The sequence below is a fragment of the Modestobacter sp. Leaf380 genome, from assembly GCF_001424485.1.
Classification (GTDB): domain Bacteria; phylum Actinomycetota; class Actinomycetes; order Mycobacteriales; family Geodermatophilaceae; genus Klenkia.
This window is the reverse complement of the sequence record NZ_LMQC01000003.1, coordinates 70,841-96,659: the sequence shown is the minus strand read 5'-3', so window position 1 is coordinate 96,659 and position 25,819 is coordinate 70,841. Positions and strand designations below refer to the sequence as shown.

Annotated in this window: 27 protein-coding genes; 12 read left to right on the top strand and 15 right to left on the bottom strand. The window is 75.6% G+C overall.

The window, feature by feature from the left end; genetic code table 11:
• Nucleotides 1-86 precede the first annotated feature (86 nt).
• The 6 genes from ureG to ASG41_RS04975 all read left to right on the top strand — a co-directional run bounded on the left by ureG (nt 87) and on the right by ASG41_RS04975 (nt 4,941).
• Nucleotides 87-764, top strand: coding sequence for an urease accessory protein UreG (gene ureG, locus ASG41_RS05000; protein WP_056290870.1), 678 nt, complete (start codon nt 87-89; stop codon nt 762-764).
• 10 nt (nt 765-774) lie between these two features.
• Nucleotides 775-1,497 (top strand): urease accessory protein UreD, encoded by a 723-nt coding sequence (locus tag ASG41_RS04995; protein WP_056290868.1) that lies wholly within the window; start codon nt 775-777, stop codon nt 1,495-1,497.
• On the top strand, nt 1,494-2,819 hold the full coding sequence (gene allB / locus ASG41_RS04990; RefSeq protein ID WP_056290866.1) for an allantoinase AllB: 1,326 nt from the start codon (nt 1,494-1,496) through the stop codon (nt 2,817-2,819). The genes ASG41_RS04995 and allB overlap by 4 nt, the downstream gene beginning before the upstream one ends.
• Nucleotides 2,820-3,059: 240 nt before the next feature.
• A complete protein-coding gene (gene alc, locus ASG41_RS04985) occupies nt 3,060-4,058 on the top strand; it encodes an allantoicase (RefSeq protein WP_056290865.1) in 999 nt (332 codons plus the stop codon).
• A 109-nt stretch (nt 4,059-4,167) separates the two neighbouring features.
• Complete coding sequence (locus tag ASG41_RS04980; RefSeq protein WP_056290863.1) at nt 4,168-4,509, top strand: DUF4333 domain-containing protein; 342 nt, start codon at nt 4,168-4,170, stop codon at nt 4,507-4,509.
• Nucleotides 4,510-4,590: 81 nt separating this feature from the next.
• Nucleotides 4,591-4,941: a DUF4333 domain-containing protein gene (locus tag ASG41_RS04975; protein ID WP_056290862.1), complete on the top strand. Its 351-nt coding sequence runs from the start codon at nt 4,591-4,593 to the stop codon at nt 4,939-4,941.
• An 82-nt stretch (nt 4,942-5,023) separates the two neighbouring features.
• Here the strand turns inward: ASG41_RS04975 and pucD are convergent, their stop codons facing one another.
• From pucD to ASG41_RS04960, 3 genes are read right to left on the bottom strand one after another with little or no spacing between them, the layout of a single operon-like run.
• The gene (pucD, locus tag ASG41_RS04970; RefSeq protein WP_082556584.1) at nt 5,024-7,381 is read right to left on the bottom strand and encodes a xanthine dehydrogenase subunit D; all 2,358 of its coding nucleotides are present in this window, start codon (nt 7,379-7,381) and stop codon (nt 5,024-5,026) included.
• Nucleotides 7,378-7,878, bottom strand: coding sequence for a (2Fe-2S)-binding protein (locus tag ASG41_RS04965; protein ID WP_056290860.1), 501 nt, complete (start codon nt 7,876-7,878; stop codon nt 7,378-7,380). Before ASG41_RS04965 ends, pucD begins: the two co-directional genes overlap by 4 nt.
• Nucleotides 7,878-8,714, bottom strand: coding sequence for a xanthine dehydrogenase family protein subunit M (locus ASG41_RS04960; RefSeq protein WP_056290857.1), 837 nt, complete (start codon nt 8,712-8,714; stop codon nt 7,878-7,880). The genes ASG41_RS04965 and ASG41_RS04960 overlap by 1 nt, the downstream gene beginning before the upstream one ends.
• Before the next feature lie 94 nt (nt 8,715-8,808).
• Between ASG41_RS04960 and ASG41_RS04955 the strand changes: the two genes are divergently transcribed.
• Nucleotides 8,809-10,197 carry an 8-oxoguanine deaminase gene (locus tag ASG41_RS04955; protein ID WP_056290855.1) on the top strand — a complete coding sequence of 463 codons (1,389 nt, stop codon included), beginning with the start codon at nt 8,809-8,811 and terminating at the stop codon, nt 10,195-10,197.
• A 32-nt stretch (nt 10,198-10,229) separates the two neighbouring features.
• On the opposite strand, the gene egtE is transcribed toward ASG41_RS04955, so the two are convergent.
• From egtE to egtA, 5 genes are read right to left on the bottom strand one after another with little or no spacing between them, the layout of a single operon-like run.
• Nucleotides 10,230-11,339: an ergothioneine biosynthesis PLP-dependent enzyme EgtE gene (gene egtE, locus ASG41_RS04950; protein WP_082556583.1), complete on the bottom strand. Its 1,110-nt coding sequence runs from the start codon at nt 11,337-11,339 to the stop codon at nt 10,230-10,232.
• Between the two features lie 40 nt (nt 11,340-11,379).
• Nucleotides 11,380-12,348 carry an L-histidine N(alpha)-methyltransferase gene (gene egtD / locus ASG41_RS04945; protein WP_056290854.1) on the bottom strand — a complete coding sequence of 323 codons (969 nt, stop codon included), beginning with the start codon at nt 12,346-12,348 and terminating at the stop codon, nt 11,380-11,382.
• Entirely contained in the window at nt 12,345-13,085 is a 741-nt protein-coding gene (egtC, locus tag ASG41_RS04940) for an ergothioneine biosynthesis protein EgtC (RefSeq protein ID WP_056290852.1), read from the bottom strand. Before egtC ends, egtD begins: the two co-directional genes overlap by 4 nt.
• Before the next feature lie 8 nt (nt 13,086-13,093).
• Nucleotides 13,094-14,371: an ergothioneine biosynthesis protein EgtB gene (egtB, locus tag ASG41_RS04935; protein ID WP_056290850.1), complete on the bottom strand. Its 1,278-nt coding sequence runs from the start codon at nt 14,369-14,371 to the stop codon at nt 13,094-13,096.
• Nucleotides 14,368-15,648, bottom strand: a complete 1,281-nt coding sequence (gene egtA, locus ASG41_RS04930; protein ID WP_056290848.1) for an ergothioneine biosynthesis glutamate--cysteine ligase EgtA — start codon at nt 15,646-15,648, stop codon at nt 14,368-14,370. Before egtA ends, egtB begins: the two co-directional genes overlap by 4 nt.
• A gap of 240 nt (nt 15,649-15,888) precedes the next feature.
• On the opposite strand from egtA, the gene ASG41_RS04925 reads away from it, so the two are divergent.
• Both ASG41_RS04925 and ASG41_RS04920 read left to right on the top strand, forming a co-directional pair.
• Nucleotides 15,889-16,842, top strand: coding sequence for an anti-sigma factor RsbA family regulatory protein (locus tag ASG41_RS04925; RefSeq protein ID WP_056290846.1), 954 nt, complete (start codon nt 15,889-15,891; stop codon nt 16,840-16,842).
• Between the two features lie 4 nt (nt 16,843-16,846).
• Nucleotides 16,847-17,293, top strand: a complete 447-nt coding sequence (locus ASG41_RS04920) for a DUF309 domain-containing protein (RefSeq protein ID WP_235564492.1) — start codon at nt 16,847-16,849, stop codon at nt 17,291-17,293.
• Here ASG41_RS04920 and ASG41_RS04915 read toward each other — a convergent pair.
• Nucleotides 17,290-17,748, bottom strand: a complete 459-nt coding sequence (locus ASG41_RS04915) for a MarR family winged helix-turn-helix transcriptional regulator (protein ID WP_200938732.1) — start codon at nt 17,746-17,748, stop codon at nt 17,290-17,292. The genes ASG41_RS04920 and ASG41_RS04915 overlap by 4 nt on opposite strands.
• 96 nt (nt 17,749-17,844) lie before the next feature.
• On the opposite strand from ASG41_RS04915, the gene ASG41_RS04910 reads away from it, so the two are divergent.
• Complete coding sequence (locus ASG41_RS04910; protein ID WP_157519038.1) at nt 17,845-18,687, top strand: tryptophan-rich sensory protein; 843 nt, start codon at nt 17,845-17,847, stop codon at nt 18,685-18,687.
• 24 nt (nt 18,688-18,711) lie between these two features.
• Here ASG41_RS04910 and ASG41_RS04905 read toward each other — a convergent pair whose 3' ends face one another.
• Genes ASG41_RS04905 through ASG41_RS04895 form a run of 3 tightly spaced genes read right to left on the bottom strand, consistent with a single transcriptional unit; the run spans nt 18,712 to nt 20,128 of the window.
• Nucleotides 18,712-19,227 (bottom strand): hypothetical protein, encoded by a 516-nt coding sequence (locus tag ASG41_RS04905; protein ID WP_157519036.1) that lies wholly within the window; start codon nt 19,225-19,227, stop codon nt 18,712-18,714.
• A gap of 56 nt (nt 19,228-19,283) precedes the next feature.
• Nucleotides 19,284-19,787: a hypothetical protein gene (locus tag ASG41_RS04900; protein WP_056290836.1), complete on the bottom strand. Its 504-nt coding sequence runs from the start codon at nt 19,785-19,787 to the stop codon at nt 19,284-19,286.
• The gene (locus ASG41_RS04895; RefSeq protein ID WP_056290834.1) at nt 19,784-20,128 is read right to left on the bottom strand and encodes a PadR family transcriptional regulator; all 345 of its coding nucleotides are present in this window, start codon (nt 20,126-20,128) and stop codon (nt 19,784-19,786) included. Before ASG41_RS04895 ends, ASG41_RS04900 begins: the two co-directional genes overlap by 4 nt.
• Before the next feature lie 126 nt (nt 20,129-20,254).
• Here ASG41_RS04895 and ASG41_RS04890 point away from each other — a divergent pair, with 126 nt between their 5' ends.
• Both ASG41_RS04890 and ASG41_RS04885 read left to right on the top strand, forming a co-directional pair.
• A complete protein-coding gene (locus ASG41_RS04890) occupies nt 20,255-21,751 on the top strand; it encodes an NAD-dependent malic enzyme (protein WP_082556582.1) in 1,497 nt (498 codons plus the stop codon).
• A 47-nt stretch (nt 21,752-21,798) separates the two neighbouring features.
• Complete coding sequence (locus tag ASG41_RS04885) at nt 21,799-22,749, top strand: ABC transporter substrate-binding protein (RefSeq protein ID WP_056290833.1); 951 nt, start codon at nt 21,799-21,801, stop codon at nt 22,747-22,749.
• Nucleotides 22,750-22,824: 75 nt separating this feature from the next.
• Here the strand turns inward: ASG41_RS04885 and ASG41_RS04880 are convergent, their stop codons facing one another.
• From ASG41_RS04880 to ASG41_RS04870, 3 genes are all read right to left on the bottom strand, one after another.
• Nucleotides 22,825-23,565: a hypothetical protein gene (locus tag ASG41_RS04880; protein WP_056290831.1), complete on the bottom strand. Its 741-nt coding sequence runs from the start codon at nt 23,563-23,565 to the stop codon at nt 22,825-22,827.
• A 170-nt stretch (nt 23,566-23,735) separates the two neighbouring features.
• A complete protein-coding gene (locus ASG41_RS04875) occupies nt 23,736-24,518 on the bottom strand; it encodes a DUF2382 domain-containing protein (RefSeq protein ID WP_056290829.1) in 783 nt (260 codons plus the stop codon).
• A 201-nt stretch (nt 24,519-24,719) separates the two neighbouring features.
• On the bottom strand, nt 24,720-25,628 hold the full coding sequence (locus tag ASG41_RS04870) for a TetR/AcrR family transcriptional regulator (protein ID WP_082556581.1): 909 nt from the start codon (nt 25,626-25,628) through the stop codon (nt 24,720-24,722).
• Nucleotides 25,629-25,819 lie beyond the last annotated feature (191 nt).

Sequence of the window (25,819 nt, the reverse complement as noted above, 5' to 3'; positions counted from 1 at the left end):
CACCCCGAAACTCGACCGCACCATGGACCGCAGGACCGCAGGACCGCAGGACCACAGGATCACCGCACGACCGACAGGGAGAGACCGTGCCGCCTGACCACAACCTCGACGACTACGTGGACCCCTACGAGCCGGGGCACCGCCACGGCGGGCCCCTGCGGGTGGGCCTCGGCGGTCCCGTCGGCTCGGGGAAGACGGCCCTGGCCGCTGCGCTGTGCCGCACGCTGGGCGCCGAGTACGACCTGGCCGTCGTCACCAACGACATCTACACGACCGAGGACGCGGACTTCCTGCGCCGCAACGCCGTGCTGCCCGACGACCGGATCGAGGCGGTGCAGACCGGCTGCTGCCCGCACACCGCGATCCGGGACGACATCACCGCCAACCTGGACGCCGTGGAGCTGCTGGAGTCCCGGCACCCCGGCCTGGAGCTGGTGCTCGTCGAGTCCGGCGGGGACAACCTGACCGCGTCGTTCAGCTACGGCCTGGTCGACGTCCAGGTGTTCGTGGTCGACGTCGCCGGAGGGGACAAGGTGCCGCGCAAGGGCGGGCCCGGGGTCACCAGCGCCGACCTGCTCGTGGTCAACAAGACCGACCTGGCCCCGATGGTGGGGGCCGACCTGGGCGTCATGCGCCGGGACTCCGACGCCGTCCGGGGCGGCAAGCCCACGTTCCTCATCTCGCTGCGCGAGGACCCGGCGGCCACCCAGGTCGCCGAGTGGGTCCGCGAGCAGGTCCGCGCCCGCGCCGTCGCGCACGCGTGAGCCGCAGCCGGTGAGGACGCTGGTCGAGGTGGTCGCCCGACCCGGGCCGGGCGGGCGCACCGTGCTCCCCGTCGTCCGGGCCAGCGGGCAGCTCGCCGTCCGGCGCACCGGGCCGACCACCGTCCACCTCGTGGCCACCGCCTTCGGGCCGCTCGGTGGCGACGACGCCGAGATCCGGCTCGTGGTCGAGGAGGGTGCCCGGCTGTCGGTGCGCACGGTGGCCGCAGCCGTCGTCCTCCCTGCCCGCGGCGAGTCGCCGGCCTCGGTCCAGCGGGTGCTCGCCGAGGTCGCCGGCGAGCTGGACCTGCAGCCCGAACCGACCGTCGTCACCGCGGGGGCGCAGCACCGGGCGCTGCTGCACGCCGTCCTGGCCGACGGTGCCCGGCTGACCGCCACCGAGCAGGTCCAGCTCGGCCGGACCGGCGAGGAGCCCGGCCGCTGGACCGGGACCACCCGGGTCGAGCGCGCGGGGCTGCCCGTGCTGCACACCACGGTGGGCCTGGGGCCCGGGGCTCCGGCCTGGCTGCCGCCGGTCGCTCCCCGCGCCTACGCCAGCACCGTCCACCTGGGTGCCGCCGGGACCCGCGAGGTCGGTGACGACGCCGTCCGGCTGCCGCTGGTCGACGGGTGGGTCGCCACCGCCTGGGGCGACCGGCTGATCCCCACACTCACCCGGCTCGCCGCACTGGACCGGGTGACCCACGACCCCGCACTCCTGGAGGACGCCCGATGACCGGGACACCGCTGGTGGTCCGCGCCCGCCGCGTGGTGACGCCCGACGGTGAGCGCCCGGCCGCGGTGCACGTCGCCGACGGGCGGATCACCGCGGTCACCGACTTCGACGACGCCGGTCCGGACGGGTCCGTCACGCTCGACCACGACGAGGTGCTGCTGCCCGGTCTCGTCGACAGCCACGTGCACGTCAACGAGCCGGGCCGCACCGAGTGGGAGGGCTTCGCCTCCGCCACCCGGGCCGCCGCTGCCGGTGGCGTGACCACCGTCGTGGACATGCCCTTGAACTCGATCCCGCCGACCACCACGCTGACCGGGCTGGAGGTCAAGCGGGCGGTGGCCCGCGGGCAGATCAGCGTGGACGTCGCCTTCTGGGGCGGGGCGGTGCCCGGGAACACCGCCGAGTTCGTCCCGATGCTGGCGGCCGGGGTCGTCGGGTTCAAGTGCTTCCTGCTCGACAGCGGGGTGCCGGAGTTCCCGCCGCTGGACCCTGCCGGGCTCCGGTCGGCGCTCACCGCGCTGGCCGCCGTCGACGGCCTGCTCATCGCGCACTGCGAGGACGAGGCCACGATCGCGGCCGCCCCCGCCCCCGAGGGCGCCAGCTACGCCGCGTTCCTCGCCTCCCGGCCCGAGGCCGCCGAGGAGACGGCCATCGGGCTGCTGCTGGCCGCTGCCGCCGAGACCGGTGCGCGGGTGCACGTCGTGCACCTGGCCGACGCCGGGGCGCTGCCCGCGCTGCGCCGGGCCCGGGCCGAGGGCGTCCGGGTGACCGTGGAGACCTGTCCGCACTACCTGACCTTCGCCGCCGACGAGGTCCCCGACGGCGACACCGCCTACAAGTGCTGCCCGCCGATCCGCCAGGCCGGACACCGCGAGGCCCTGTGGCAGGCCCTGGCCGACGGCGAGATCGACCTCGTCGTCAGCGACCACTCGCCGTGCACCGCGGAGCTCAAGCGGCTCGACGTCGGGGACTTCGGCCTGGCCTGGGGCGGCATCGCCGGCCTGCAGGTCGCCCTGCCCGCCGTCTGGACCGGCGCGCGGGCCCGCGGCGTCCCGCTCACCCGGGTGGTCGAGCTGATGTCGGCCGCACCGGCCCGGCTGGCCGGCCTGCCGGCCAAGGGCGCGATCGCCGTCGGCAAGGACGCCGACCTGGTCGCCTTCGCCCCCGACGAGGCCTTCACCGTCGACCGGCTCGAGCACAGGAACCCGGTGACGCCCTACCGTGGGCGCGAACTCACCGGTGTCGTCCGCCGCACCTGGCTGCGCGGCACCGAGGTGGACGGCGTCCCCCGCGGCCGGCTGCTCGACCGGGAGGGCACCTGACGACCACCGACCGCGGTTCCTCCCGGGCCGCCTCGCCGTGCACCTGCGGGTCGTCCTGCACCTCCTCCCGCGGGGTCGGCGCCGCCCGGTCGGTCTCGCGGGCCCGCGCCGTCAGGTGCTCCCGACCGTCCTGGGTCCCCTCCGAGCTGCGCCACGGTGGCCTCCCGCTGTCCCGTCGAGCACCGACCACCCGCTCCCACCCTCTGCCACAGTGGACGCACCCGTCCTGACAGGAGACCGATGACCGACGCGCGTGCCCCCTGGGCCCAGCTCCCCGACCTGGCCAGCCGTGCGCTGGGTGGGGCCGTGGTGGCGGCCAACGACGAGTTCTTCGCCGCCCGGGAGAACCTGGTGCTGCCCTGGCCCGCCGTCGCGCGCACCGAGTTCGGCCACAAGGGCAAGGAGTACGACGGCTGGGAGACCCGCCGCCGCCGGAGCGCCGGGCACGACTGGGCGGTCGTCCGGCTCGGTGCGCCCGGGATCGTCGCCGGGGTCGTCGTCGACACCGCGTTCTTCACCGGCAACTACCCGCCGCGGGCCTCGGTGGAGGGCGTCGCGGTCGACGGGCACCCCTCGGTCGCCGAGCTCGAGCAGGCGGACTGGCAGCCGCTGCTGCCCTCGGTCGACCTGGCCGGGGACACCGCCAACGCCTTCGTGGTCGACTCCGACCGGCGGGTCACCCACGTCCGGCTGGCCATCCACCCCGACGGTGGCGTGGCCCGCCTGCGGGTGCACGGCACCGTCGTCCCGGACCCCCGGTACCTCGACGCCGGCCCGTTCGACCTGGCGGCGCTGGAGAACGGCGGGCTGGTGACCGCGGTGAGCAACGAGTTCTACGGCACCCCGCACCAGCTGGTCGGCCGTGGTCTGGCCCGCTCGATGGGCGAGGGCTGGGAGACCGCCCGTCGCCGGGACGACGGCAACGACTGGGTGCACGTCCAGCTGGCCTGCGAGGGAACCGTCACCCTCGCCGAGCTGGACACCTCGTACTTCCTGGGCAACGCCCCCGGTGCCGCCTCGCTGACCGGGATCGCCGCCGACGGGACCGAGGTGGAGCTGCTGGCCCGCACCCCGCTGCAGCCCGACACCCGACACCGGTTCCTGCTCGAGGACGCCGCCGGGGTGGTCGCCGTCCGGCTCGACGTGTTCCCGGACGGCGGGATGGCCCGGCTGCGGCTGTGGGGCCGCCCCACCGAGGCCGGTCGGGCCGAGCTGGACAGGCGCTTCACGGCCTCCTGACCAGCGGTTCCACCCGTCCGGGTCGGGTGGGGTGCAGGTGGGGCCGGCACCTGCCGTTGGGAGGGAGCCGACGCCGTCCGTGGCCGTCGACCCCCACCCTGGAGCCACCGTGTCCCGAGTCCCCACCCGTCTTGCCCTCGCCGCGTCCGTCCCGCTCGCCGTGCTCCTGCTGGGCGGCTGCAGCTCCGCGGTCTCCTCCGCCGACGTGGCCGGTCAGGTCAGCGACGCCATCGAGGAGCAGACCGGCACCCGCCCCGACGTCACCTGCCCGGAGGACCTGGCCGGCGAGGTCGGCGCGGAGACCAGCTGCGAGGTGACCGACCCGGGCACCGGCGACGTCGTCGACGCCACGGTCAGCGTGGCCGAGGTGGAGGGCGACACGGCGTCGCTGTCCATCGAGGTGGGGTCCGAGGAGCCCGTCACCCGGTCCGCGGGCGCAGCGGCCGGCTGACCTGGTCGGACGGGGCCGTCGTGTCCGGCGGCCCCCGGCCTCCAGCTGCCGATACGTTCTGGGCCGACGCACAGCCGGCCCGTGCTGTGCACGGACCGAGGAGCCCCCATCACCCGCACCGCACGCCGCCTGGTCCTGACCCTGGCCGCCGCCCCCGCGCTCGCCCTGTCGCTGTCCGCCTGCGGCGCCGGCTCGGTCGACTCCGACGACGTCGAGGAGAGCGCCGAGACCCAGCTCATGGACCAGACCGGTTCCGACGTCCGTCCCGACATCGACTGCGAGGACGACCTCCCCGCCGAGGAGGGCGCGGCGATCGTCTGCACGCTGACCGCCGACGGCCTCGAGGGTGAGTACGACGTCGACATCACCGTGAACTCGGTCGACGGCAACAACGTCGCCTACGACGTCCAGGTCGCCGACACCCCCCGTTGATCCTCCCTCCCGCGCCGGCCCGCCGTGGCCGGCGCGGGACGGGCGAGCAGGCCCCGGTCGGCCCGCCGAGCCGCGGGCGGTCTCAGGCCCCGGTGGCGCCTTCGGCGTCCCAGGTGCCGGTGCGGTCGGTGGGGTCCAGCTCGACCACCGCCCGGCCCGGGGACGACGGTGCCGCCGGCCGCGGCGTCGTCCAGGTGACCGTCGGGGTGCTGCCCAGGCCCAGGGCGATGTGCTCGGGCTTGATCGGCACCGCCGGCAGCGGCAGCCCGGTCGCCGCGCGGACGGCCGCAGCCACCGCCGGCACCGCGGTGCACAACGGGGGCTCGCCGACGCCCTTCCAGCCGTGTGGCATCCCCGGCTCGGGGTCGGTGACGTAGGTGGAGACGACCTCCGGGGCGTCCACGATCGTCGGGATCAGGTAGCCCTCGAAGTGCGGGTTGGTGATCAGCCCGTCGACGACGACCACCTCCTCCATCAGCGCCAGGCCCATGCCCTGCACGATGCCGCCCTCGATCTGGCCTAGCAGCTGGGTCGGGTTCACGACGGTGCCGACGTCCTGGCAGGAGGCGATCTGCACGACGCTCACCAGCCCGAGGTCCACGTCCACGTCGACGACGGCGCGCTGGGCGGAGAAGCCGAAGCCGACGTACATGCCGCCCTCGGTGGAGCCCAGCGGGTACGTGTCCGGGTGGGCGAAGTGCTCGGTGGCCCGCACGGTGTGCCCGGGTGCGGCGTCGGCGACCTCGGTGAGCGGGCGGCCGGCGGCGCAGACCGTCGTGCCGGCGATGGAGAGCGTGGCGGGGTCCAGGTCGCCGGCCCGGGCGACCCGGGCCAGCAGCCGGTCCCGGACGACCTCGCAGGCCCGGTGCACCGCGGTGCCCGAGGCCATCGTCTGCCGGGACGCCGAGGTGGACCCGGCCGAGGCGATGAGGGTGTCGGGCTGGGTGACGGTCACCGTCGTCGCGCCCAGCACGGTGCGGGCGATCTGCTCGGCCACGGTGACGAAGCCCTGGCCGACCTCCGCGCAGGCGCAGTGCACGGTGGCGTGCCCGTCGCGCAGCGAGACCGTCGCCGTCGACTCGTCGGTGTGGCCCTCGCTGAAGGCCAGGTTCTTGATGGTGACCGCGTAGCCGACGCCGCGCCGGACGGTGCCGCCCTCGGCGGCCCGGCCGACGCCGCCGGGCGCCTTGGCCGGTCCGGTGGGCAGCGGCAGGTCCCGGACGCCCTCGATGACCTCGCGCACCGGGGTGGGTGCGTCGAGGGTCTGCCCGAAGGTGGCGACGTCGCCCCGGCGCAGCGCGTTGCGCAGCCGCACCTCCAGCGGGTCCAGGCCGAGTGCGGCGGCCAGCGCGTCGAGCTGCGCCTCGTGCGCGAACGCCGCCTGTGGGACGCCGAACCCGCGCATCGCCCCGCACGAGGGGTTGTGGGTGCGGACCGAGGAGCCCTCGAAACGGCCGTTGGGCACCCGGTAGGGCCCCTGCAGCAGGGTCACGGTGTTGGTGATGACGACCGGTGAGGTGGAGGCGTAGGCCCCGCCGTCCAGCAGCACCCGGCCCTCGACGGCGACGATCGTGCCGTCGGCGTCCGCGCTGTGCCGCAGCCAGATCGTGCCCGGGTGGCGCTGGCGGTGGCCCAGGAAGGACTCCTCGCGGGTGTACTCGACCCGCACCGGGCGGCCGGTGGCCAGCGCGAGCAGGCAGGCGTGGGTGTGCAGGGTGACGTCCTCGCGGCCGCCGAACGCGCCGCCGACGCCGGCGAGCCGGACCTCGACCTGCTCGGGGGGCAGGCCCAGGGCCCGGGCGACCTGCTGCTGGTCCGAGTGCAGCCACTGGGTGGCCACCTCCAGCAGCACCCCGCCGCCGGGCAGTGGGGTGGCCATCCCGGCCTCGGGGGCGAGGAACGCCGGGTCCTGCATGCCGATCCGGTAGGTGTTCTCCACCGTGACGACGCCCCGGGCGTCCGGGTCGCCGCAGGTGTAGGCGACGTGCCGGTAGACGTTGCCCTCCGGGTGCGCCTGCGGGTGCAGCGGCGGCGCCGTCAGCGCGACCTCGGGGTCGGTGACGGCGGGCAGCACCTCGTACTCGACGACGACGGCCCGCGCGGCCCGGCGGGCGGTGGCGGCGTCCACGGCGGCCAGCGCGACGACCGGCTCCCCGGCGTAGCGGACGACGTCCCCGGCGAGGACCGGCTCGTCGCGCATGGTCAGGCCGAACCACGGGTCGCCCGGCACGTCGTCGGCGGTGAGCACCGCGTGCACCCCGTCGGTCGCGCGGGCCGCGGTGGTGTCGATGCGGGTGATGCGCGCGTGCGGGTGCGGGGAGCGGACCGTGACGCCGACCAGCACGTCGTCGGCGGTGAGGTCACCGGCGTAGACGAACTCCCCGCGCACCTTGGCCGGGCCGTCGGGGCGCCGGACCGACTCGCCGATGCCGCCGGTCACGACGTCGCCTCCCGGCGTCCGGCCGCGGCCGCCTCGACGGCGGCGACGATCCGGCCGTAGCCGGTGCAGCGGCACAGGTTGCCGTACAGCGCGCCCTCGATCTCCTCGCGGGTCGGGTCGGGGTTGGTGTCCAGCAGCTCGGTGGCCGCGGTGACGAACCCGGCGGTGCAGATGCCGCACTGCACGGCGCCCTCGGCGAGGAAGGCCTCCTGCACGTCGGACAGCTCGCCGTCCGGGCCGTTGATCGAGGCGATGGTGGACACCGCGCAGCCGGCGACGATCGCCGCGGGCACCAGGCAGGCGCACAGCACGTGGGCGTCCTCGCCGGGCACGGTCACCGACACGGCGCAGGCGCCGCACCGGCCGTGCGCGCAGCCCACCTTGGGCCCGCGCACCCCCAGCCGGTCGCGCAGCACGGTCAGCAGCGACTCGCTGAACCCGGCCTCGACGGCCGAGGTGGTGCCGTCGACGGTCAGCTCGAACTCCACGTCGGCCATCAGGACCCCAGTCCGGCGTCGACCTGGGCGCGGACGACGAGCCGTACGGCCAGCACGCCCAGGGCGTGCCGCCGGTACTCGGCCGAGGCGACGGGGTCGGTGGGCGGGTCCACGGCGGCGTCCACGGCGGCTCTCAGCTCCTCGGGGGTGGCGGTGCCGTCCAGCAGTGCGGTGGCGACGGCGTCGACGGCGTCCGAGCGGACCGGGGTGGGGCCGGCGTTGCCGAACGCGAGCCGGACCCGGCCGGCCGCGGCGACGGCGGCGACGGAGGCGGTGGCGACGAACTGGGCGTTGCGCCGGCCGACCTTGGCGTAGTCGGCGAAGCCGCGGTGCCGGGGCAGCCGGAGGGCGGTGAGCAGCTCGCCGGGGCCGATCGCGGTGACGCCGGGTGCGGTGACGAAGCCGTCGAAGGGCACGGTGCGGGTGCCGCCGGGGCCGGTCAGCTCCAGGGCGGCGTCCGCGGCGAGCAGGGCCGGCAGCAGGTTCCGGTAGGGCAGCGCGCTCATCACGTTGCCGCCGATCGTGGCCTCGGTGCGCACCAGCGGTGTGCCCAGCGACGTCGCGGCGGCGGCCAGGGCGCGGTGTTCCACGTGGATCAACGCGGCCACCGGGGTGCCGGCGGCGACCACCAGCTCGTCGTCGGTGGTGGTGACGCCGCGCAGCTCGCGGACCCGGCGCAGCGACACGAAGCCCTCGGCCCGGCGGGTGCGCCACAGCAGGTCCGGCATGACCTCGGTGCCGCCGGCCACGACGGTGGCGTCCGGGCGGTCGGCCAGGGCGGTGATCGCCTCACCGAGGGTCTCGGGGAGGGCGAAGCGGGGTGCGGCGAGCAGCACTCGGGAACCTCTCGGTCAGCACGGACAGCCAGCCGACCGTAACCGGGGATTGTCACGACACCGTGTCGCAACGAGCGGACGGCAGGATGCGGGCATGTCCGCACCCACCCCCGCACCGGCCCGCCCCGCCGACCTGCTGGTCCACGACGCCGACCTGCTGGCCACCGTGGACGAGGCCCGCGCCGAGATCGCCGGCGGCTGGGTGGCCGTCACCGACGGGGTGGTGACGGCGGTCGGCGGGCCCGCCGACCCGAAGCCCGAGGCGCTGCGGCGGGTGGACGCGCGCGGCTGCCTGGTCACCCCGGGCCTGGTCAACACCCACCACCACCTGTACCAGAACCTGACCCGCGCCTACGCCCCCGCGCTGACCGGCGGGCTCTTCGAGTGGCTGGTGACGCTGTACCCGCTGTGGGCCCGGCTCGACGAGGAGGCGGTCTACACCAGCACGTTCGTCGGGCTCACCGAGCTCGCGCTGGGCGGCTGCACCACCTCCACCGACCACTCCTACGTGCACCCCGCCGGCGCCGGGGACCTGATCACCGCCGAGGTCCGGGCGGCCCGCGACCTGGGCATGCGGTTCCACCCCACCCGGGGCTCGATGTCGCTGTCGGTCAAGGACGGCGGGCTGCCACCGGACTCCGTCGTGCAGGACGACGACACGATCCTCGCGGACTCCGAGCGGCTGGTCGGCCTGCACCACGACCGGTCACCGCACGCGATGACCCGGATCGCGCTGGCCCCGTGCTCGCCGTTCAGCGTCTCCACCGCGCTGATGCGACAGACCGCGGAGCTGGCCGAGCGGCTCGACGTCCGGCTGCACACCCACCTGTGCGAGACCCAGGACGAGGACGCCTTCTGCCTGGAGACCTTCGGCCGCCGGCCGGTCGACTACCTGGAGGACGTCGGCTGCCTGACCGACCGGTCCTGGCTCGCGCACGTGGTCTGGCCCGACGCCTCCGAGGTCGTCCGGCTGGGCGCCGCCGGGGTCGGGGCGGCGCACTGCCCGTCGTCCAACATGATCCTGGGCTCCGGGCTGTCCCCGGTGGCCGAGCTGCGGGCGGCCGGGGCGCCGGTCGGGCTGGGTGTGGACGGGTCGGCGTCGGCGGACTCGGCGTCGCTGTGGCTGGAGGCCCGCACCGCGATGCTGCAGGGCAAGCTGCGCCACGGCGCCGCCGCGATGTCCGCCCGGGACGCGCTGGAGGTCGCCACCCGCGGGGGAGCGGCCTGCCTGGGCCGGGCCGGGGAGATCGGCGAGCTGTCGGTGGGTGCCTGCGGTGACCTCGTCGTCTGGCCGCTGGAGGGCGTCCGGTTCGCCGGTGCTCTGTCCGACCCGGTGGAGGCCTGGCTGCGCTGCGGGCCGGTCTCCCCGCGGCACACCGTCGTCGCCGGGCGGTTCGTCGTCGAGGACGGCGTCCCGGTGCACGCCGGGCTCGACGAGCAGCTGGCCGTGCACCGTCGCGTCTCGGCCCGCCTGCAGGCCTGAGGGTCGAGCGCGGGGGGTCAGAGCGCGGGGGGTCAGAGCGCGGCGGCCAGGGTCTCCAGGTCGGCGTCGGTCACGTCCAGGTGCGGGGACACCCGCAGCACCGGGCCGGTCAGTTCCCCGGGCGCCCGGGCCGGCAGGCAGGCCGTGGTGACCACGCCGTGCTCGGCCCGCAGCCGGGCCACGGTCCCGGCGACGTCGACGCCGTCGGGCGGGACCAGCGTGGTGGCCGCTGTCGGCTCGCCGAACGGCTCGACCACCCGCCAGCCCGCGACGCCGTCCACCCGCTCCCGGACGGCGCGGCCGACGCCGGCCAGCCGCGCCCGGACCGCGGCCGGGCCGGCGGCCAGGTGCTCGCCGATCGCCAGGGTCAGGCCGACCCGGCCGGCCACGTGCGCGTCGTGGGTCTCGAAGGACAGCACGTCGGCCGGGTCGCCCTGGACCGGGACGAGCCCGGCGCGGAACGCCGGGCGCAGCACCAGGAAGCCGACCCCCCGGGGGCCGGCCAGCCACTTCCGGGAGGTGCCGTAGACGGCGTCGGCGCGCACGTCGCAGTCGACCTGACCCAGCGCCTGCGCGACGTCGAGGACCAGCGGGACCCCGGTCGCCCGGCACAGCCGGGACACCTCCACCACCGGCTGGACCACGGCGCGGTGGCTGGCGACCACGGTCAGGTGCACCGCGGCCGGCGGGTCTGAGCGCAGCAGCCGGGCCAGCGCCTCGACGTCGACCCGGCCCAGGTCGTCGGCCGGCAGCGCCTCGGGGACGAGCCCGGCGTACAGGATCGCGGCGAGGTTGCCGTGGTACTCCCCGGGCAGCACCCCGACCCGCGACCCGGCCGGCAGCGGCCACGCCGCGAAGAGGACGCGCACTGCCGAGCTCGCGGACTCGGTGAAGGCGACGTCGGCGGCGGCCATCCCGACCAGCCCGCCCAGCACGGACCGGCCCTGCTGCAGCAGCGTCTCCGCCGACGCCTCGGCCTGGTAGCCGCCGACCTCGGCCTCGTGCCGGGCGTGGTGCGCGACGGCGTCGAGGACCTTGACCGACTGCCGGCTGCACGCCGCGGAGTCCAGGTGCACGCCGGCCGGCCGGGGCCGGGCGGCCCGCCAGGCGGCGCCCAGCTCTGGGAGGGGGAGGTCCGTCACGCGGCCATCCTCCCTGGCGTGCGCGCCGCCGGGACGCGGGCTACCGGGGTGTCGCCAGGGTGACGGCGAAGTCGCCGTCGGGGTCGGTCCAGGTCTCCGCCGCCCGCAGCCCGGCGGCGTCCAGCTCGGCGACCACCTGCTCGACCCGGAACTTGGTCGACACCTCGGTGCGCAGGTCCTCCCCGGCGGCGAACGGCACGTCCAGGTCCAGGCCGGCCACGTGCACGACCTGGTCGCGGCGGGAGCGCAGCAGCATCTCGACCCAGCTGTTCCCGGCGTCCCAGCGGGCGACGTGGTCGAAGGCGTCCAGGTCGACGTCGGCCTTGAGCTCCCGGTTGACCACGGCGAGGACGTTCTTGTTGAACGCCGCGGTCACCCCGGCGGCGTCGTCGTAGGCGGCGACCAGCCGGTCGGTGTCCTTGACCAGGTCGGTGCCCAGCAGGAACCAGTCGCCGGGGTCCAGCATCGCCCCGACCGAGGTCAGGAACGCCGCCCGCGGGCCCGGCTCCAGGTTGCCGATGGTCGAGCCCAGGAAGGCGACCAGCCGCCGTCCCTCCCGGGGCAGTTCGCCCAGGTGCTGGGTGAAGTCGCCGACCGCGGCGTCCACGGCGAGGTCGGGGAACTCCTCGCCGATGACCGCGCCGGCGTGCCGCAGGACGGACGGGTCGACGTCGAAGGGCACGAAGCGGCGCAGCGTACCGGCCGTGGTCAGCGCGGTGAGCAGCAGCCGGGTCTTCTCCGACGTCCCGCTGCCGAGCTCGACCAGGGTGTCCGCGCCCGACAGCACCGCGATCTCGTCGGCGTGCTCGTCCAGGATCGAGCGCTCGGCCCGGGTCGGGTAGTACTCCGGCAGCCGGGTGATGTCGTCGAAGAGCTCGCTGCCGCGCTCGTCGTAGAACCAGGTCGGCGGCAGCGTCTTGGGCGTCGCGGTCAGGCCGGCGGTGACGTCGGCGCGGAGTGCGGCGCCGGCGTCGACGGGGCCGAGGTGGTCGGTCAGGGTGAAGCTCATGGGGGTCCTCCCGGGTCTGGGGTGGCGTGCTGGGTGGTCGGTGGCGCGTCGTCGAGGGGCGTCAGGGCGGTGCCGTCGGGGGTGACGGACACCAGGTGGCGGTCGGGGACGTCGGTCCAGCGGGGGTCGTCGTCCCAGGGCTCGCTGGCCAGGGCGGTGCCCTCCTCGGTGGTCAGCACCGAGAGGGTGTCGCCCCAGGTGGTGGCCAGCAGCCGGGTGCCGTCGGCGGCCAGCAGGTTCAGTCGTGCGGTCGGGTCGGCGGCGCCCACCTCCCGGACGACGTCACCGAGGGCGTCGAGGCCGCGGGCGAAGACGAGGGCCGCCAGCTGGGCGCTGTCGCAGACCGACTCCGCCCCCGGGGCCGGCGGCAGCACCGACCGCTCGACCCGGCCGTTGTGCGAGAGCAGCCACCGGCCGTCGGTGAACGGTGCGGCGGCGGACTCGTCGATCGGCATCCCGACGGTGGCCGACCGGACCGCGGCCAGCACGCAGCGCGAGGACACCGCGGGCGCCACCGAGGCGAAGGACGCCGAGCCCCACAGCGGGGACGCCGACCGCCAGCGCGCCGGCCCGGGCCGGTCGGGGGCCCACCAGCCCACGCCCCAGCCGTCGGCGTTGACGGTGCCGTGCCGCTGGCGGCGGGGTGCGTAGGACTGCACGACCAGGGCCGACGGCGGTTCCAGGACGAGGGACGACAGCGTCCGGGGTCGTCCGAGCCAGGCGAGGTGTCTGCACATGCGGCTGCCTACGCGTCCCAGGCCAGCCGGAACCCGCTGAAGACCTGGCGGCGCTGCAGGTGGTCCCAGTTGCGGAAGCTGGGCCGCAGCACGGAGGCACCGACCGCCCAGGAGCCGCCGCGCAGCACCTTGTAGTCGCCGCCGAAGAACGGCTCGGAGTACTGCGCGTAGAGCATCGGGGTGAAGCCGGGCCAGGCGGTGAAGTCCGAGGCGGTCCACTCCCAGACGTCGCCCAGCAGCTGCTCGACGCCGTACGGGGAGGCGCCGGCCGGGTAGGCGCCCACCGGAGCCGGGCGCAGCGCCGTCCCGCCGCTGTTGACCAGCGTCGGGGTGGGCTCGGTGTCGCCCCACGGGAACCGGCGGCGGCGACCGGTCGTCGGGTCCCAGACGGCGGCCTTCTCCCACTCCTGCTCGGTGGGCAGCCGGGCACCCGCCCAGGTGGCGTAGGCCTCCGCCTCGAAGTGGGTCACGTGCTGGACCGGCTCGTCGCCGGGCACCTCCTCGACGACCCCGAACCGGGTCCGGGTGCCGTCGGCGTGCCAGGACATCGGCCGCTGCAGCCCAGCGTCCGCGACGTGCGCCCAGCCGCGGGCCGACCACCAGCGCGCCGTCGTGTAGCCGCCGTCGGCGACGAACCGGGCGTACTCGGCGTTGGTGACCGGGACCCGGCCGATCCGGAAGGCGGGGACGTCGACGGTGTGTGCCGGCCGCTCGTTGTCCAGGCTGAACGGCTCGCTCGTGCCGTCCACGCCCAGCTCGAACGGCCCGCCGGCCACCAGCACGCTGGTGCCGGCCACGCCGGGGCGCCCGGGCGGGAGCGCCGCACCGGTCCCCAGCAGGGCGGGCCCGCGGCGCAGCTGCAGGGTCTGCAGCATCGTCTCGCCGTGCTGCTCCTCGTGGCTGACCACCATCGCGACGTCGAAGGGGTCGTCGTCGGGGGTGGCCGTGGCGATCCGGTCCAGCACCCGGTCCCGGACTGCGGCGACGTAGCCGCGGGCCTCGACCGGCGGGAGCAGCGGCAGCGCGGCGCGGACGGCGCGCGGGTGCGTGAAGGCGTCGTAGAGCGCCTCGACCTGCACCGGCAGCACGCCGGGCCGGCCGGCCTCGCCGCCGCGCAGCAGCCACAGGTCCTCCTGCTGCCCGATGTGGGCGAGGTCCCAGACCATCGGGCTCATCAGCGGGTCGTGCTGGCGCAGCAGCTCGGGCTCGTCGAGGTCGGTGAGCAGCAGGGTGCGGTCCCGGGCGACGGTGAGATCGCGGACCAGCAGCTCGTAGGGGGCGGTCACGAGTCCTCCTCCGGACAGGCGGCGAGCAGGGCGGCGGCCGGGCCGGCGGCCCGGGCGGTGTCGGCGACGGCGTCCCCGGGGCTGCGGCCGGCGGCCACCAGCTCGGCGAGGGCGTGCACCTCCGGGCGCAGCGCGGGCGGGACGCGGTCGGCCACCGCGGCCAGGCAGGCCGTGGCGGCGGTGTGCAGGTCGGGGTCGGTCAGGCCGTGGTGGGCGGCGTCGTCCCAGCGGCCGGCGACGGGGGCGCAGGCCGCGGCGGCCAGGTCGGCGGCGACCGGGTCGTCGAGCAGGGTCGCGGTCACCGCGGCCAGGGCCGGCCACCAGGGCTCCGGGGCGGCGTCGAGGTAGCGGACCTCGAGGAACCCGCGCAGCCGGACCGGCGGGAAGAGCGTGGTCAGGTGGTAGTCCAGGTCCGCGGCGGTGGGCCGCCGGCCACCCAGCTCGGGCCGGCCGCGGACCCAGTCGGCGAACGAGACCGGGCCGGTCACCGGCTCCGCGCCGCCCGCGTCGGTGAAGCGGACCAGCATCACCGGCGCGGCCAGCGCGTACTCCGCCCACTCGTCGGCCGGGTCGCCCCGCCCCAGCAGCGGCCCGCAGCGGGCCTGGTCCAGGTCGCCCCAGACCTGCTGGCGGCCCGAGACCCAGCCGGTGTCCCGGCCCTGCAGCCAGGGCGAGCACGCCGACACCGCCACCAGCACCGGTCCCAGCGCGTGGGCCAGGCCCACCCGGTCCACCCAGCCCGCCGCGGGTCCCGCCTCCAGGTTCACCTGCAGCGAGGCCGTGGAGGTCATCATCGCCGCACCCGCGCCGGGGCAGCCGATCGCGGCGAAGTGCTGCTCCATGGCCAGGTAACGGGGCCCGGGGCTGACCCGGGACGCCGGGCGCAGCGGGTCCGTGCCCAGCGCGGCCAGCGCCAGCCCGTCCGCGGCCAGGGCGCGGGCGAGGGCGGCGCTGTCGGTGCGCAGAGCGGCGACGGCGGCGGCCACGTCGCCGTACGGCGGTCCGGACAGCTCGACCTGACCGCCCGGCTCCAGGGTCACCCGGCTGCCCCCGGGCAGCGGCGCCAGCCCGGCGACCAGCCGGGTGATCCGCGCCCACGGGACACGTGCGCCGGGGGTGTGCCGGTCGACGAGGTGCGCCTCGAGCTCCAGGCCGACGGGGCCCGGGTCGGCGGCGACGAGGGCGCGGGCGGCCACGTGGGCCAGCGCCTCCCCGACGTCGTCGAGGGGGCGGTCGTCCTGCCGATGGGCGTGCTGATGAGCGAGAACCGTGGCCAAGGGCCACCCCCTCCAGGTCCGGACCGGTCGTGGACGACCGCGGGTCGGTGCGGGGGCGGCTCGCGGTGGCGGGCCGTCCTCGTCCACCAGGGTGCACACGGTCGGCCGTCGGGGCAACCCGCGTCCCCCGGGGAGGGCTCGGTGCAAGTCACGTCCGACCCGACGCCTAGCCTGCCCGTGGCCGGGTAGTCCGGGACGGACGCCGGACCGAGACCGGCGCCAGGACGGACGGGGACAGACGTGGACGACGAGGACGGCTGCTCGCCGCACGCCGCGCTGCTCGTCGAGGACGACGCCGCCGTGCTGGCGGCTGCGCCCGGCTTCCTGTGTGACGGGATCGACGCGGGGCAGGTCGCGGTCGTGGTGGTGTCGGCCCCGGTGGCCGAGCTGTTGCGTCCGGCGCTGGCCGGCCACCCGGTCGTCTTCGTGGACTGGATCGAGGTGTTCGGCGGTGGCGCCCCGGCGGCGGTGACGGCGCTGCGTCGGCTCGCCGCCCGGTTGCGGCCCGGGCCCTCCGACGTGGTGCGGGTCCTCATCGAGCCGATGGCCGGGGACGACCCGGACACCTGGCGGGAGTGGCAGCGGTTCGAGGCGGTGCTGGACCACGTCGCGGCCACCGAGCCGCTGTGCGTGGCCTGCCTGCACGACGCCCGCCGCGAAGCCGCCCCGCTGCTGGAGAGCGCCCGGGCCACCCACCCGGTGCTGCTGCGCGGCGCCGCCGAGGTCGCGAACCCCGACCACCAGGACCCGGCGGTCTTCCTGGAGACCCTGGAGGTCCCCGGCGAGCCGCTGGAGGACAGCGAGCCGCTGGTCGCCGAGCACGCCGTCCGTGACCTGCGGGGCCTGCGCCGGGCGCTGGCCACCCGGGCCGCCGACGAGGGGCTGCTGGAGACCCACGAGACCCGGGTCGAGGACTTCCTGCTCGCCGTGGACGAGATGACCACCAACGCGTTGCGGCACGGCCGGCCCCCGGTCGACCTGCGTCTGTGGGCCGGGGAGGGGCGCCTGGTCTGCCGGGTGACCGATCACGGCACCGGCCTGGACGACCCGTTCATCGGCTACGGCCCGGCGCACGGCGAGGACCTCTCGCAGGGCGGCATGGGCCTCTGGCTGGCCCGCCAGCTCTGTGACCACGTGGACATCACCCCGGACGGTGCCGGCGTCTCGATCCGGCTGATCACGCACCTGCGCTGACGTGGTGCGCGACCGGGACGAGGACGGCCGGGCCCGCAACGCGCGCCCGCGGGACGGCCTGGGCCGGCCGCTGCCGTACGGGACACCGGGGGAGCCGCGCGCGCCCGAGGGCGTGGTCCGCACGTCCGGGGACACGCTGACCCAGGCCCAGGAGCTGCTCGACGCCGGCCGGCCCTTCCACGCCCACGAGGTCTTCGAGGACGCCTGGAAGTCCGGGCCGCCGGAGACCCGCGAGCTGTGGCGTGGGCTGGCCCAGCTCGCCGTGGGCCTCACCCACGCCGCGCGGGGCAACGGCACCGGCGCGCGCACGCTGCTGGACCGCGGTGCCGGCCACGTGGAGGCCGCGGCCGGGGTGGCCGCCGGGTTCGGGGTGGACGGCCGCGCGCTGGCCCGCTGGGCGCGGGCTGTCGACGTCGCCGACGTGGGACCGGTGCCCCGGCTGGTGGGCTAGCGCCCGGCCCCGTCGGTCGGCGGGCCCAGCGCGTCGACGGCCCGGCGCAGGAACCGGGCCACGACCTGCACCTCGTCCTCGGTCATGTCGGCCATCACGGCCCCCACGTCCTCGGCCATCGGGGTGAAGAAGTCCCGGGCCAGGGCCCGGGCCCGGTCCTGCACCCGGAGCACGACCTGGCGGCGGTCGGTGGTGGAGCGCTCGCGGACCAGGTGGCCGGCCCGCTCGAGCCGGTCGACGAGGGCGGTGGTGGCCGCCGAGGACAGCCGCAGCCGGGTGGCCAGCCGGCCCGGGGTCATCTCCACCCCGCCCATCGAGGCGCCGACCACGACGGCGAGGGCGTCCAGGTCGGTGCGGTGCAGGTCGTGGGTCTCGCCGAACACGGCGGCGGTGCGGTTGCTGGCCACCGACACCTCGCGCAGCAGCAGCACGACCTCACGTCGGAGTGGGTCCACGATCACCTCCACCTGCGGGTTTGCGACAAGTCCTTCGACGGTAGAGAGACATGGTCGTCGAGAGGCCGCACCGTCGAGGTGCAGGAGGAGCAGATCATGACCAGCACAGGCCTGCAGCAGGGGTCCCGGGCACACGCAGGAGCCCCGGCCACCGGGAGCGGGGACACCACCCGGGTCGTGGTCGTCGTCCTGGCCGCCGTCGCCCAGGTGGTCGGCAGCCCGCTGGGGTCGGTGCTGTCGGGCAACAGCGTGGGCGACGTCAGCGACGGCGCCCGCTCCCTGGTCACCCCCGCCGGCTACGCCTTCAGCATCTGGGGGCTCGTCTTCCTGGGCTCGCTGGCCTGGGCGGTCTACCAGGCACTGCCTGCCCAGCGCACCCGGCTGGTGCACCGGGTGACCGGCTGGCCGCTGGCCGCCGCCTTCGCCGGCAACGCCGTGTGGGAGACCGTCTACCCCTTCGGTGGCGTCTGGCAGTACGTCACGCAGGTGCTCGTCTTCGCCATCACGGCCTCCGCCGCCGTCGGCTTCGCCCGGCTGCAGCGCGAGGAGGTCCGGGCCGACCTGCGCGGCTGGGCCCGGGCGCTGCCCGCGGCCACGGCCGGTCTGCTGCTGGGCTGGGTGACCGTCGCCCCGGTGGCCCAGGTCGGCAACACCGGCGTGGCGCTCGGCGCCGACCCGGCCACCACCTCCTCGGAGGTCTGGGCGGTGGCCGCGATGGTCGCCGTCGCGCTGGTCGGTTCCCTCGTCGTCCTCCGCGCCCACGTCGCGGCCGGGCCGTTCGCCGCCGCCGTCGTGTGGGGACTGGTCGCCATCGCCGCCGCCGGGGGCCCGACGCCGGTCACCGTCGCCGCGCTCGGTGCCGCCGCCGTCGTCCTGGTCGCCCTCGGGGTGCGGGTCGCCTCCCGGCGGGTCCACGCGGGTGCCCTGCTCGTCGGCTGAGCCCCTCCCGCGGGGGCGCGGGGGTCAGTTCGCCAGCTCGATGGCCGCCCAGCCGAGCAGCACGATCGCGAACGGGATGGCGAAGAACACCAGCACCGCCCACCGGGGGGTCCGCACCAGCGGCTCCCCGGTGCGCGGGTCCAGCACCTCACGGGCCCGCCGGGCGACCAGGTACGCCGGCGGGACGCCGACGACCACCCCGGTGGCCAGCCACAGCCAGCCCGACCGGCCCAGGTAGGGCTCGTCGAGCAGGAGGGCGAAGGCGCCCTGGCCGATCAGCCAGCCGGCCGCCGCGGCCAGCACCAGGGTGGTCGTCGTCCACCACCACGGCGGCTTGCGGTGCTCGTCGGTGAGGCTCGCGGCGTACTCGCGGGGGGTGCCGAAGGCCTCGGTCGGGTCCTCGCCGGTCTCGGCCACGTGGCTCTCGACCTCGGCGACGATCTCGCCGATCCGGTCCGGCGGGACCTCATGCAGGCGCAGGTGCAGCACGAGGGACTGGCGGTAGTCGGAGGTCGTCCGGGGCGTCGGGGCAGCGGTCATCGGGTGCTCCTCGGGGTCGCGCGTCGGGCGGTGGGGTGTCGCGTCGGGGGTGCCGGTCACGTGAGTGCCACCGCGATGCCGGCGACCACGAGAGCCAGGGCCAGGAGGGTCCCGGTGATCGTCACCAGGGCCCGCCGGGGGGTCGGCGTCAGCGGTGCGCCGGTGCGGGGGTCGCGCACCTGTCGGGCGCGCCCGGCGATCCGGAGGCCGCCGGGGACGCCGAGCAGCAGGCCCAGCGGCACCAGCACCCACCAGGGCATCCCGGCGAACTCCCCGCCGCGCAGCAGGGTCACCGCGCCGACGGCGACGAACCACCCGGCGGCGGCGCCGCTGAGCGCCTCCAGGACGAGCAGTGCCGGCCGGTCGCGGCGGTGCTCGTGGGTGAGCGAGGCGGCGTACTCCCGGGGGGTGCCGAAGGCCTCGGTGGGGTCCTCGCCGGTCTCGGCCACGTGGCTGTCGACCTCGGCCAGGACCTCGCCGATCCGCTCGGCGGGCACCCGGCGGGCGCGGAGCGCCGCCACGAGCCGCTGCTGCCAGACGTCGGTGACGGAGGTGCTCATCGGGCGCTCCTCGGGTCCGGGAGCAGGCCGCCGGCCCGCTCGGTGAAGGTGTGCCAGGCCGCCGAGCGGCGGTCCAGGTGGTCGCGGCCGGCCGTGGTGACGGCGAAGAACTTGCGGCCGGGCCCGCCGACGCCCTCGCGCCAGGACGAGGTGAGCAGCCCCTCGGCCTCCAGCCGGTTGAGCACCGGGTAGAGGGTGCCGCCCTTGACGGCGCCGAGACCACCGGCCTGCAGCCGCTGGGCGACCGCGTAGCCGTAGGTCTCCTCCTCGGCGACCACGGCCAGCACCGCCAGGGGCAGCACCGCCCGGAGCCACTCGGTGGGCACGTCGTCGTCGGCCATGACTAGAAGCTAGCGACCACTAGTCAGCGACGCAAGCTAGTCGGGCGGACAGTGGGATTGCGGTCACAACGGTCGGCCGGGAGGGGGTGGACCGGCCGTCCGGGGGTCGGCAGGATCGCTCGTGCCATGAGCACCGACACCCAGACCCCAGCCCAGACGCCCGCCGAGACCCCGGCGGCGGCGCCGCCGGCCCGCGGACCCGTCACCTCGGCGTCCTACTCGATCACCGTCCGGCTCTCCGCCGACGGCGACCCGGCCACCATCGGCCGGATCGCCACCGCGGTCGGCTCGGCCGGCGGCGCGGTGACCGCGATCGACGTCGTCGAGTCCCGCTCGGACGGGCTGACCGTGGACGTCACCTGCTCGGCCGCGGACGCCGCGCACTCCGAGGAGGTCGTCGCCGCGCTGGACGCCGTGGACGACGTGCACGTCCGCAAGGTCAGCGACCGGACCTTCCTGCTGCACCTGGGCGGCAAGATCGAGGTCGTCTCCAAGGTGCCGCTCAAGACCCGCGACGACCTGTCGATGGCCTACACCCCCGGCGTGGCCCGGGTCTGCCTGGCGCTGGCCGACCACCCCGAGGACGTCCGCCGGCTGACCATCAAGGGCAACACGGTCGCCGTGGTCACCGACGGGTCGGCCGTGCTCGGGCTGGGCGACATCGGGCCCGGTGCCTCGCTGCCGGTGATGGAGGGCAAGGCCGCGCTGTTCAAGCGGTTCGCCGACATCGACGCCTGGCCGATCTGCCTGGACACCCAGGACGTCGACGAGATCGTCCGCACCGTCGAGCTCATCGCCCCCGGCTTCGGCGGCATCAACCTCGAGGACATCGCCGCGCCCCGCTGCTTCGAGATCGAGGCCCGGCTGCGCGCGAAGCTGGACATCCCGGTCTTCCACGACGACCAGCACGGCACGGCGATCGTCGCCCTGGCCGCGCTGCGCAACGCGCTGCGGGTGGTGGACAAGCAGCTGGCCGACGTCCGGGTGGTCGTCGCCGGCGGCGGCGCAGCCGGGACGGCGATCGTCTCGCTGCTGCTGGAGGCCGGCGCGCAGCACGTGCTGGTGTGGGACCGCGAGGGCGTCCTGTCCCCGGACGACGACCGGCTCTCCCCGGCCAAGCACGAGCTGGCGCAGCGGACCAACCCCGAGTGCCGCCGCGGTGAGCTGCCCGACGCCCTCGTCGGCGCCGACGTGTTCATCGGGGTCAGTGCGGGCAACGTGCTGCCGGTCGAGGCGCTGGCCGGGATGGCGGAGAAGGCGATCGTCTTCCCGATGGCCAACCCGACGCCGGAGGTCGACCCGGTCCGCGCCCGGCCGTACTGCGCCGTCGTCGCCTCGGGCCGGTCGGACCTGCCCAACCAGATCAACAACGTGCTGGCGTTCCCCGGGGTGTTCCGCGGGCTGCTGGACGCCAAGGCCAAGGAGATCCGCCCCGGGATGCTGCTGGCGGCTGCCGACGCGTTGGCCGCGGTGGTGCGCGACGACCAGCTCAACGCCAACTACATCATCCCCAGCGTCTTCGACGCGGCGGCGACGGAGGCGGTGGCGGCCGCGGTGGCGGCGTCCGCGCGGCAGGAGCCCGGTGCGACGGTGCAGGTGGACGAGGACCGGCTGCCGGTCTGACCGCCTGCCTGGATAAGGTGAGGCTCCCCTAACAAGAGGAGCTCCACGTGGCACGACGGACCGGACTGATCGCACTCGCGGCGGTGGGTGGCCTGCTGCTCACCGCCTGCGGGTCGACGACGGAGGACGCCGGCCCGCAGTCGGCGACCGGGGAGGAGACCCGGTCGGTGGTGCACGCGCTGGGCACCACCGAGATCGCCGGGACGCCGGAGCGGGTCGTCGTGCTGGACAGTGGGGAACTGGACGCCGTCACCTCGCTCGGCGTCGTCCCGGTCGGCACCGTGGAGACCGAGGGCCTGCTGGAGGAGCTCGCGACCGCCCACGACTTCGACGCCGCGGACGTCGAGGTCGTCGGGTCCATCGCCGAGCCGGACCTGGAGGCCGTCGCCGCGCTGCGACCGGACCTGATCCTGACCAACGCGATCCGGCACGAGGCGATCTACGACCAGCTGTCCGAACTGGCCCCGACCGTGATGTCCGCCGAGCTGGGTGCGGTCTGGAAGGAGAACTTCCTGCTCTCCGCGGAGGCCCTGGGGATGACGGCGCAGGCGGAGGAGCAGCTGGCCGACTACGACCGGCGGGTGGGGGAGATCGCGGCCGCCTGGAGCGACCCGGCCGGCACCGAGGTGGCCGTGCTGCGGTTCATGGGCGCCGGGGAGATCCGGGCCTACGCCCGCGGGTCGTTCATCGGCAGCGTGCTCGACGACATCGGCTTCGTCTGGCCCGCGGCGCTGGACACCACCGACAACCGGGTCGAGCTGACCCCGGAGTCGCTGGCCCTGGTCACCTCCGACGTCGTCTTCTGGTCCCCGGGGTTCGGGGAGACCGGGCAGGCGGAGTCGGCGTCCGTGCAGTCCGGCGGGCTCTGGACGACGCTGCCCGCGGTGCAGGCCGGTGCCGAGCACGAGATCGACGACAGCCGCTGGTTCCTGGGGCTGGGCCCCTCGGGCGCCGACCTGGTGCTGGACGACCTGGCCGAGATCGTCGCCTCCCGCTGATCCCGGGGCGGTCGGGCGGCGGGGGAGGTGCCGGCAGGGCGCGGGTCGCGGACCCGCGCCCTGCCGGCGGCAGCGTCAGCTGCGGTACTGCTGCGCCTCGGCCTCGGCCTCGACGGCGTCGGCGGGGGAACCGGTCTGACGGGCAGCGCGCTCGGCCTCGGGGGCCTCGGCCTCGACCGCGGCCAGGGCGGACTCCCAGCGAGCCCGCATCGGGGCGATGCCACCGCCACCGACGGCGACGACCGCGATGCCGACGACCGCGGCCAGCGAGGCGTACAGCACGGCGTTCACGACGTTCTGGGCGATCTGCAGCTGGTCCAGCGCGGCGATGACACCCAGGGCCAGGATGACGGTGGAGGCGACGTTGGCCAGCACCTTGCCGTAGGACAGGCCGCCCAGGGCGGACTGGACGAGCAGCTTGACCCCGGCCGCGACGGCGGAGGCGATGACCAGGATCAGGATCGCGACGAAGACCTTGGGCAGGTAGCCGATGATCGCCGACAGGTAGTCGCTGATCGGGTTCTGGCCGAAGACGCCGAACGCGGTGGACAGCACGAAGAGCATGACCGCGTAGAAGACGATCTTGGCGAGGATGTCGGAGGCGTCGTACTGGGACTTCGCCAGGGCCTTCTTGATGCCGCCCTTCTCGACGGCGGCGTCGAAGCCGACCTTCTCGAGGACCTTGTCGACGATCTTCTGCAGCGCCTTGGCGATCACGTAGCCGATCACCAGGATCAGCAGGAAGCCGATGAGCTTGGGCAGGAACTGGATGACGGTGTCCAGGAGGTCCCGGAACGACTGGCTGGTGGAAGACATGGCTCTCCTGAGCTGGTGCTGGGGTGGGACCCCCGGCCGTCGGCGCCGGGAGGGCGCGGTGCGGTCACCGGGGGCAGGGGTGGGACCCGCAGGGCCGGTCGTGACCGGCCCTGCGGGTCTGGTGCTCCGCCGGCGGTGCCGGCGGGGTGCTCAGGTGGTTCGGGCGGAGCTCAGTCCCGGTGGTCGCGCCCGGTCGGGACGACGTCGTCCTCGACCTGCTCGATCTCCTCGTGCGCGACGGTCTCGGCCACCGTCTCCTGGTCGGTGACGGTCCGGGTGTCCAGCTGGACCCGCTCGACGGGCACGGTCTCCTTCTGCACGACCGGACGCTCGGCGTGGAGGGTGACCTCGTGCTCGGTGATCGGCTCGCGCTCGATGCGGACCTCCTCGTGGGAGACCGGCACGGTGCGGGTCACGTTCTCGGTGACGACGTGCTTGCGCAGCCGGGCCCGCCCGGTCTCCACGGACTCGGTGCCGACGGTGAGCCGCTCCTCGGAGCGGGTCATGGCGTCGTCCGTGGTGGGGCCGGAGGTGTCGTGGCCGACGGTGCCGGGGGCGTCCCGGCGGTCCTCGCGCTGGTCGCCGGACAGCGCGGCGGAGCGGTCCGTGGTCTCCGTCGTGCCGGCGGTCTGCGTGGTGGCCTCGCCGACGCCGTAGTAGCGGTAGAGCTCGGTCTCCTCCTCCGGGGACAGGTGGCCCTCGGCCTCGATCTTCGGGGCGTCGGACACCGTGGCCTTGTCGTAGGGGAACCGCAGGGAGCCCCCGGACAGCTCGGCCTGGGCCAGCGGGATGAAGGTCTCCTTGGTGCCGAACAGGCCGGTCGTGACCGTCGCCCACTCGGGGCGTCCGGACTGGTCGTCGAGGTAGACCTCGGAGACGGTGCCGATCTCGTCGCCGTCGGTGTCGACGGCGTCGGCGCCGATGACGGTGCTGATGTCGTTCTCGGTGATCACGTGTGCTCCCGGAGGTGAGCAGCCCACATCGGCCGGGCGGGCCGGCGGTGCGGGTGGGGTGGGGGTCGCGCGGCGGTCGTGCGCTGCGCGGCGTGCGACTGACAGTCGCCGTGCGCGTCCCGGGCTGAGCGTCACAACCCGGCGAGACGACTCCTCAGTGCCCACCCAGATACACCGTAAACAAGTGCGGCCGTCGATTGTTTACGGTGTAGTCGTTCCACGGGCGGCGGACCCGCCGGTCTCGGGGCGGGGTGCCTTCGCCAGGATGGCGTCCAGGCGCTCGACCAGGTGCTCCAGCGACTCCTCGAACTCCGCCACGGTCTCGTCCTGGGCCAGCGAGGGCTGCAGCCGCACGATGAGGGGATAGGCGTCCATGTCCCCGATCGCGGCCGACGGGTCGCCGTCGGGGTCGTCGATCGCGTTGATCGCGACCCCACGCTGGGCCACCTCCAGCAGCAGGTGCCCGAGCAGGAAGCTGGAGTAGGCCCGGTAGGCCTCCACGGCCTGGTCGTCGGTGAACCCGTGGCTGGTCAGCGCGGACAGGAAGGACTCGACCCAGCGCAGGCTGCGCAGCGGGGGCCGCACCCAGGGGGCGGCCGGTGGCCGGGTCGCCACCAGGGGGAACACCGCCGGGTGTGCCAGGGCGATCCGGCGCAACCCGTGGGCCAGGCGGTGCAGGTAGTCGTGCCATCCGTGGCGGGGCTCGAAGTAGACGTCGGGGTCGGCGTACAGCTCGTCCACCACCATCTCGACCACCCCGTCCAGCAGGTCCTCGCGGCCGGGGACGTACCGGTAGAGGGCCATGGCCTCCACCCCGAGCGCGGTCCCCAGCTTGCGCATGCTGAGCTCGGGCAGTCCGTGCTCGTCGATGAACGCGACCGCCGCGGACACGATGCGGTGCCGGTCCAGTCCCCGCCGGGGCTCGACGCCGGCCGCCCCGGCGAGCACCTCGGTGCCCCCCGGCCGGTTCGCCGGCAGGTCGGGGTCCGTCGGGTCGTCCGGGGCGTCCAGCCCGCCGGACTGGATGCGGCCCACGTGGCCCTCGGATGCCGACCGGTCCGGGGCCGGGGGCTCCTCCGGGCCGGCTGACGACGGGTGGGGACCGGGCATCGCGGCACTCCGTTCGGCGGTGGGGCTGTGCGGTGGGGTGGGGGGGGTCCTGGACCGTTCTACCCGCTGGTGCGTCCGTGCCGGGCGGCCGCACCGGTCGAGCGGGGGCCCCGGTGCACCGACGGGCTGGCCCGCGGTGGTGGCCGCAGGATGGGGGTGTCCCCTCCAGGAGACCTGCTCCAGGAGACCCG

Excerpts from the sequence above, each read along its gene's own strand:
- allB (WP_056290866.1), top strand. The coding sequence starts at position 1,494 with ATGACCGGGACACCGCTGGTGGTCCGCGCCCGCCGCGTGGTGACGCCC.
- alc (WP_056290865.1), top strand. The coding sequence starts at position 3,060 with ATGACCGACGCGCGTGCCCCCTGGGCCCAGCTCCCCGACCTGGCCAGC.
- ASG41_RS04965 (WP_056290860.1), bottom strand. The coding sequence starts at position 7,878 with ATGGCCGACGTGGAGTTCGAGCTGACCGTCGACGGCACCACCTCGGCC.
- ASG41_RS04955 (WP_056290855.1), top strand. The coding sequence starts at position 8,809 with ATGTCCGCACCCACCCCCGCACCGGCCCGCCCCGCCGACCTGCTGGTC.
- egtD (WP_056290854.1), bottom strand. The coding sequence starts at position 12,348 with ATGAGCTTCACCCTGACCGACCACCTCGGCCCCGTCGACGCCGGCGCC.
- egtC (WP_056290852.1), bottom strand. The coding sequence starts at position 13,085 with ATGTGCAGACACCTCGCCTGGCTCGGACGACCCCGGACGCTGTCGTCC.
- ASG41_RS04910 (WP_157519038.1), top strand. The coding sequence starts at position 17,845 with ATGACCAGCACAGGCCTGCAGCAGGGGTCCCGGGCACACGCAGGAGCC.
- ASG41_RS04905 (WP_157519036.1), bottom strand. The coding sequence starts at position 19,227 with ATGACCGCTGCCCCGACGCCCCGGACGACCTCCGACTACCGCCAGTCC.
- ASG41_RS04900 (WP_056290836.1), bottom strand. The coding sequence starts at position 19,787 with ATGAGCACCTCCGTCACCGACGTCTGGCAGCAGCGGCTCGTGGCGGCG.
- ASG41_RS04895 (WP_056290834.1), bottom strand. The coding sequence starts at position 20,128 with ATGGCCGACGACGACGTGCCCACCGAGTGGCTCCGGGCGGTGCTGCCC.
- ASG41_RS04890 (WP_082556582.1), top strand. The coding sequence starts at position 20,255 with ATGAGCACCGACACCCAGACCCCAGCCCAGACGCCCGCCGAGACCCCG.
- ASG41_RS04880 (WP_056290831.1), bottom strand. The coding sequence starts at position 23,565 with ATGTCTTCCACCAGCCAGTCGTTCCGGGACCTCCTGGACACCGTCATC.
- ASG41_RS04870 (WP_082556581.1), bottom strand. The coding sequence starts at position 25,628 with ATGCCCGGTCCCCACCCGTCGTCAGCCGGCCCGGAGGAGCCCCCGGCC.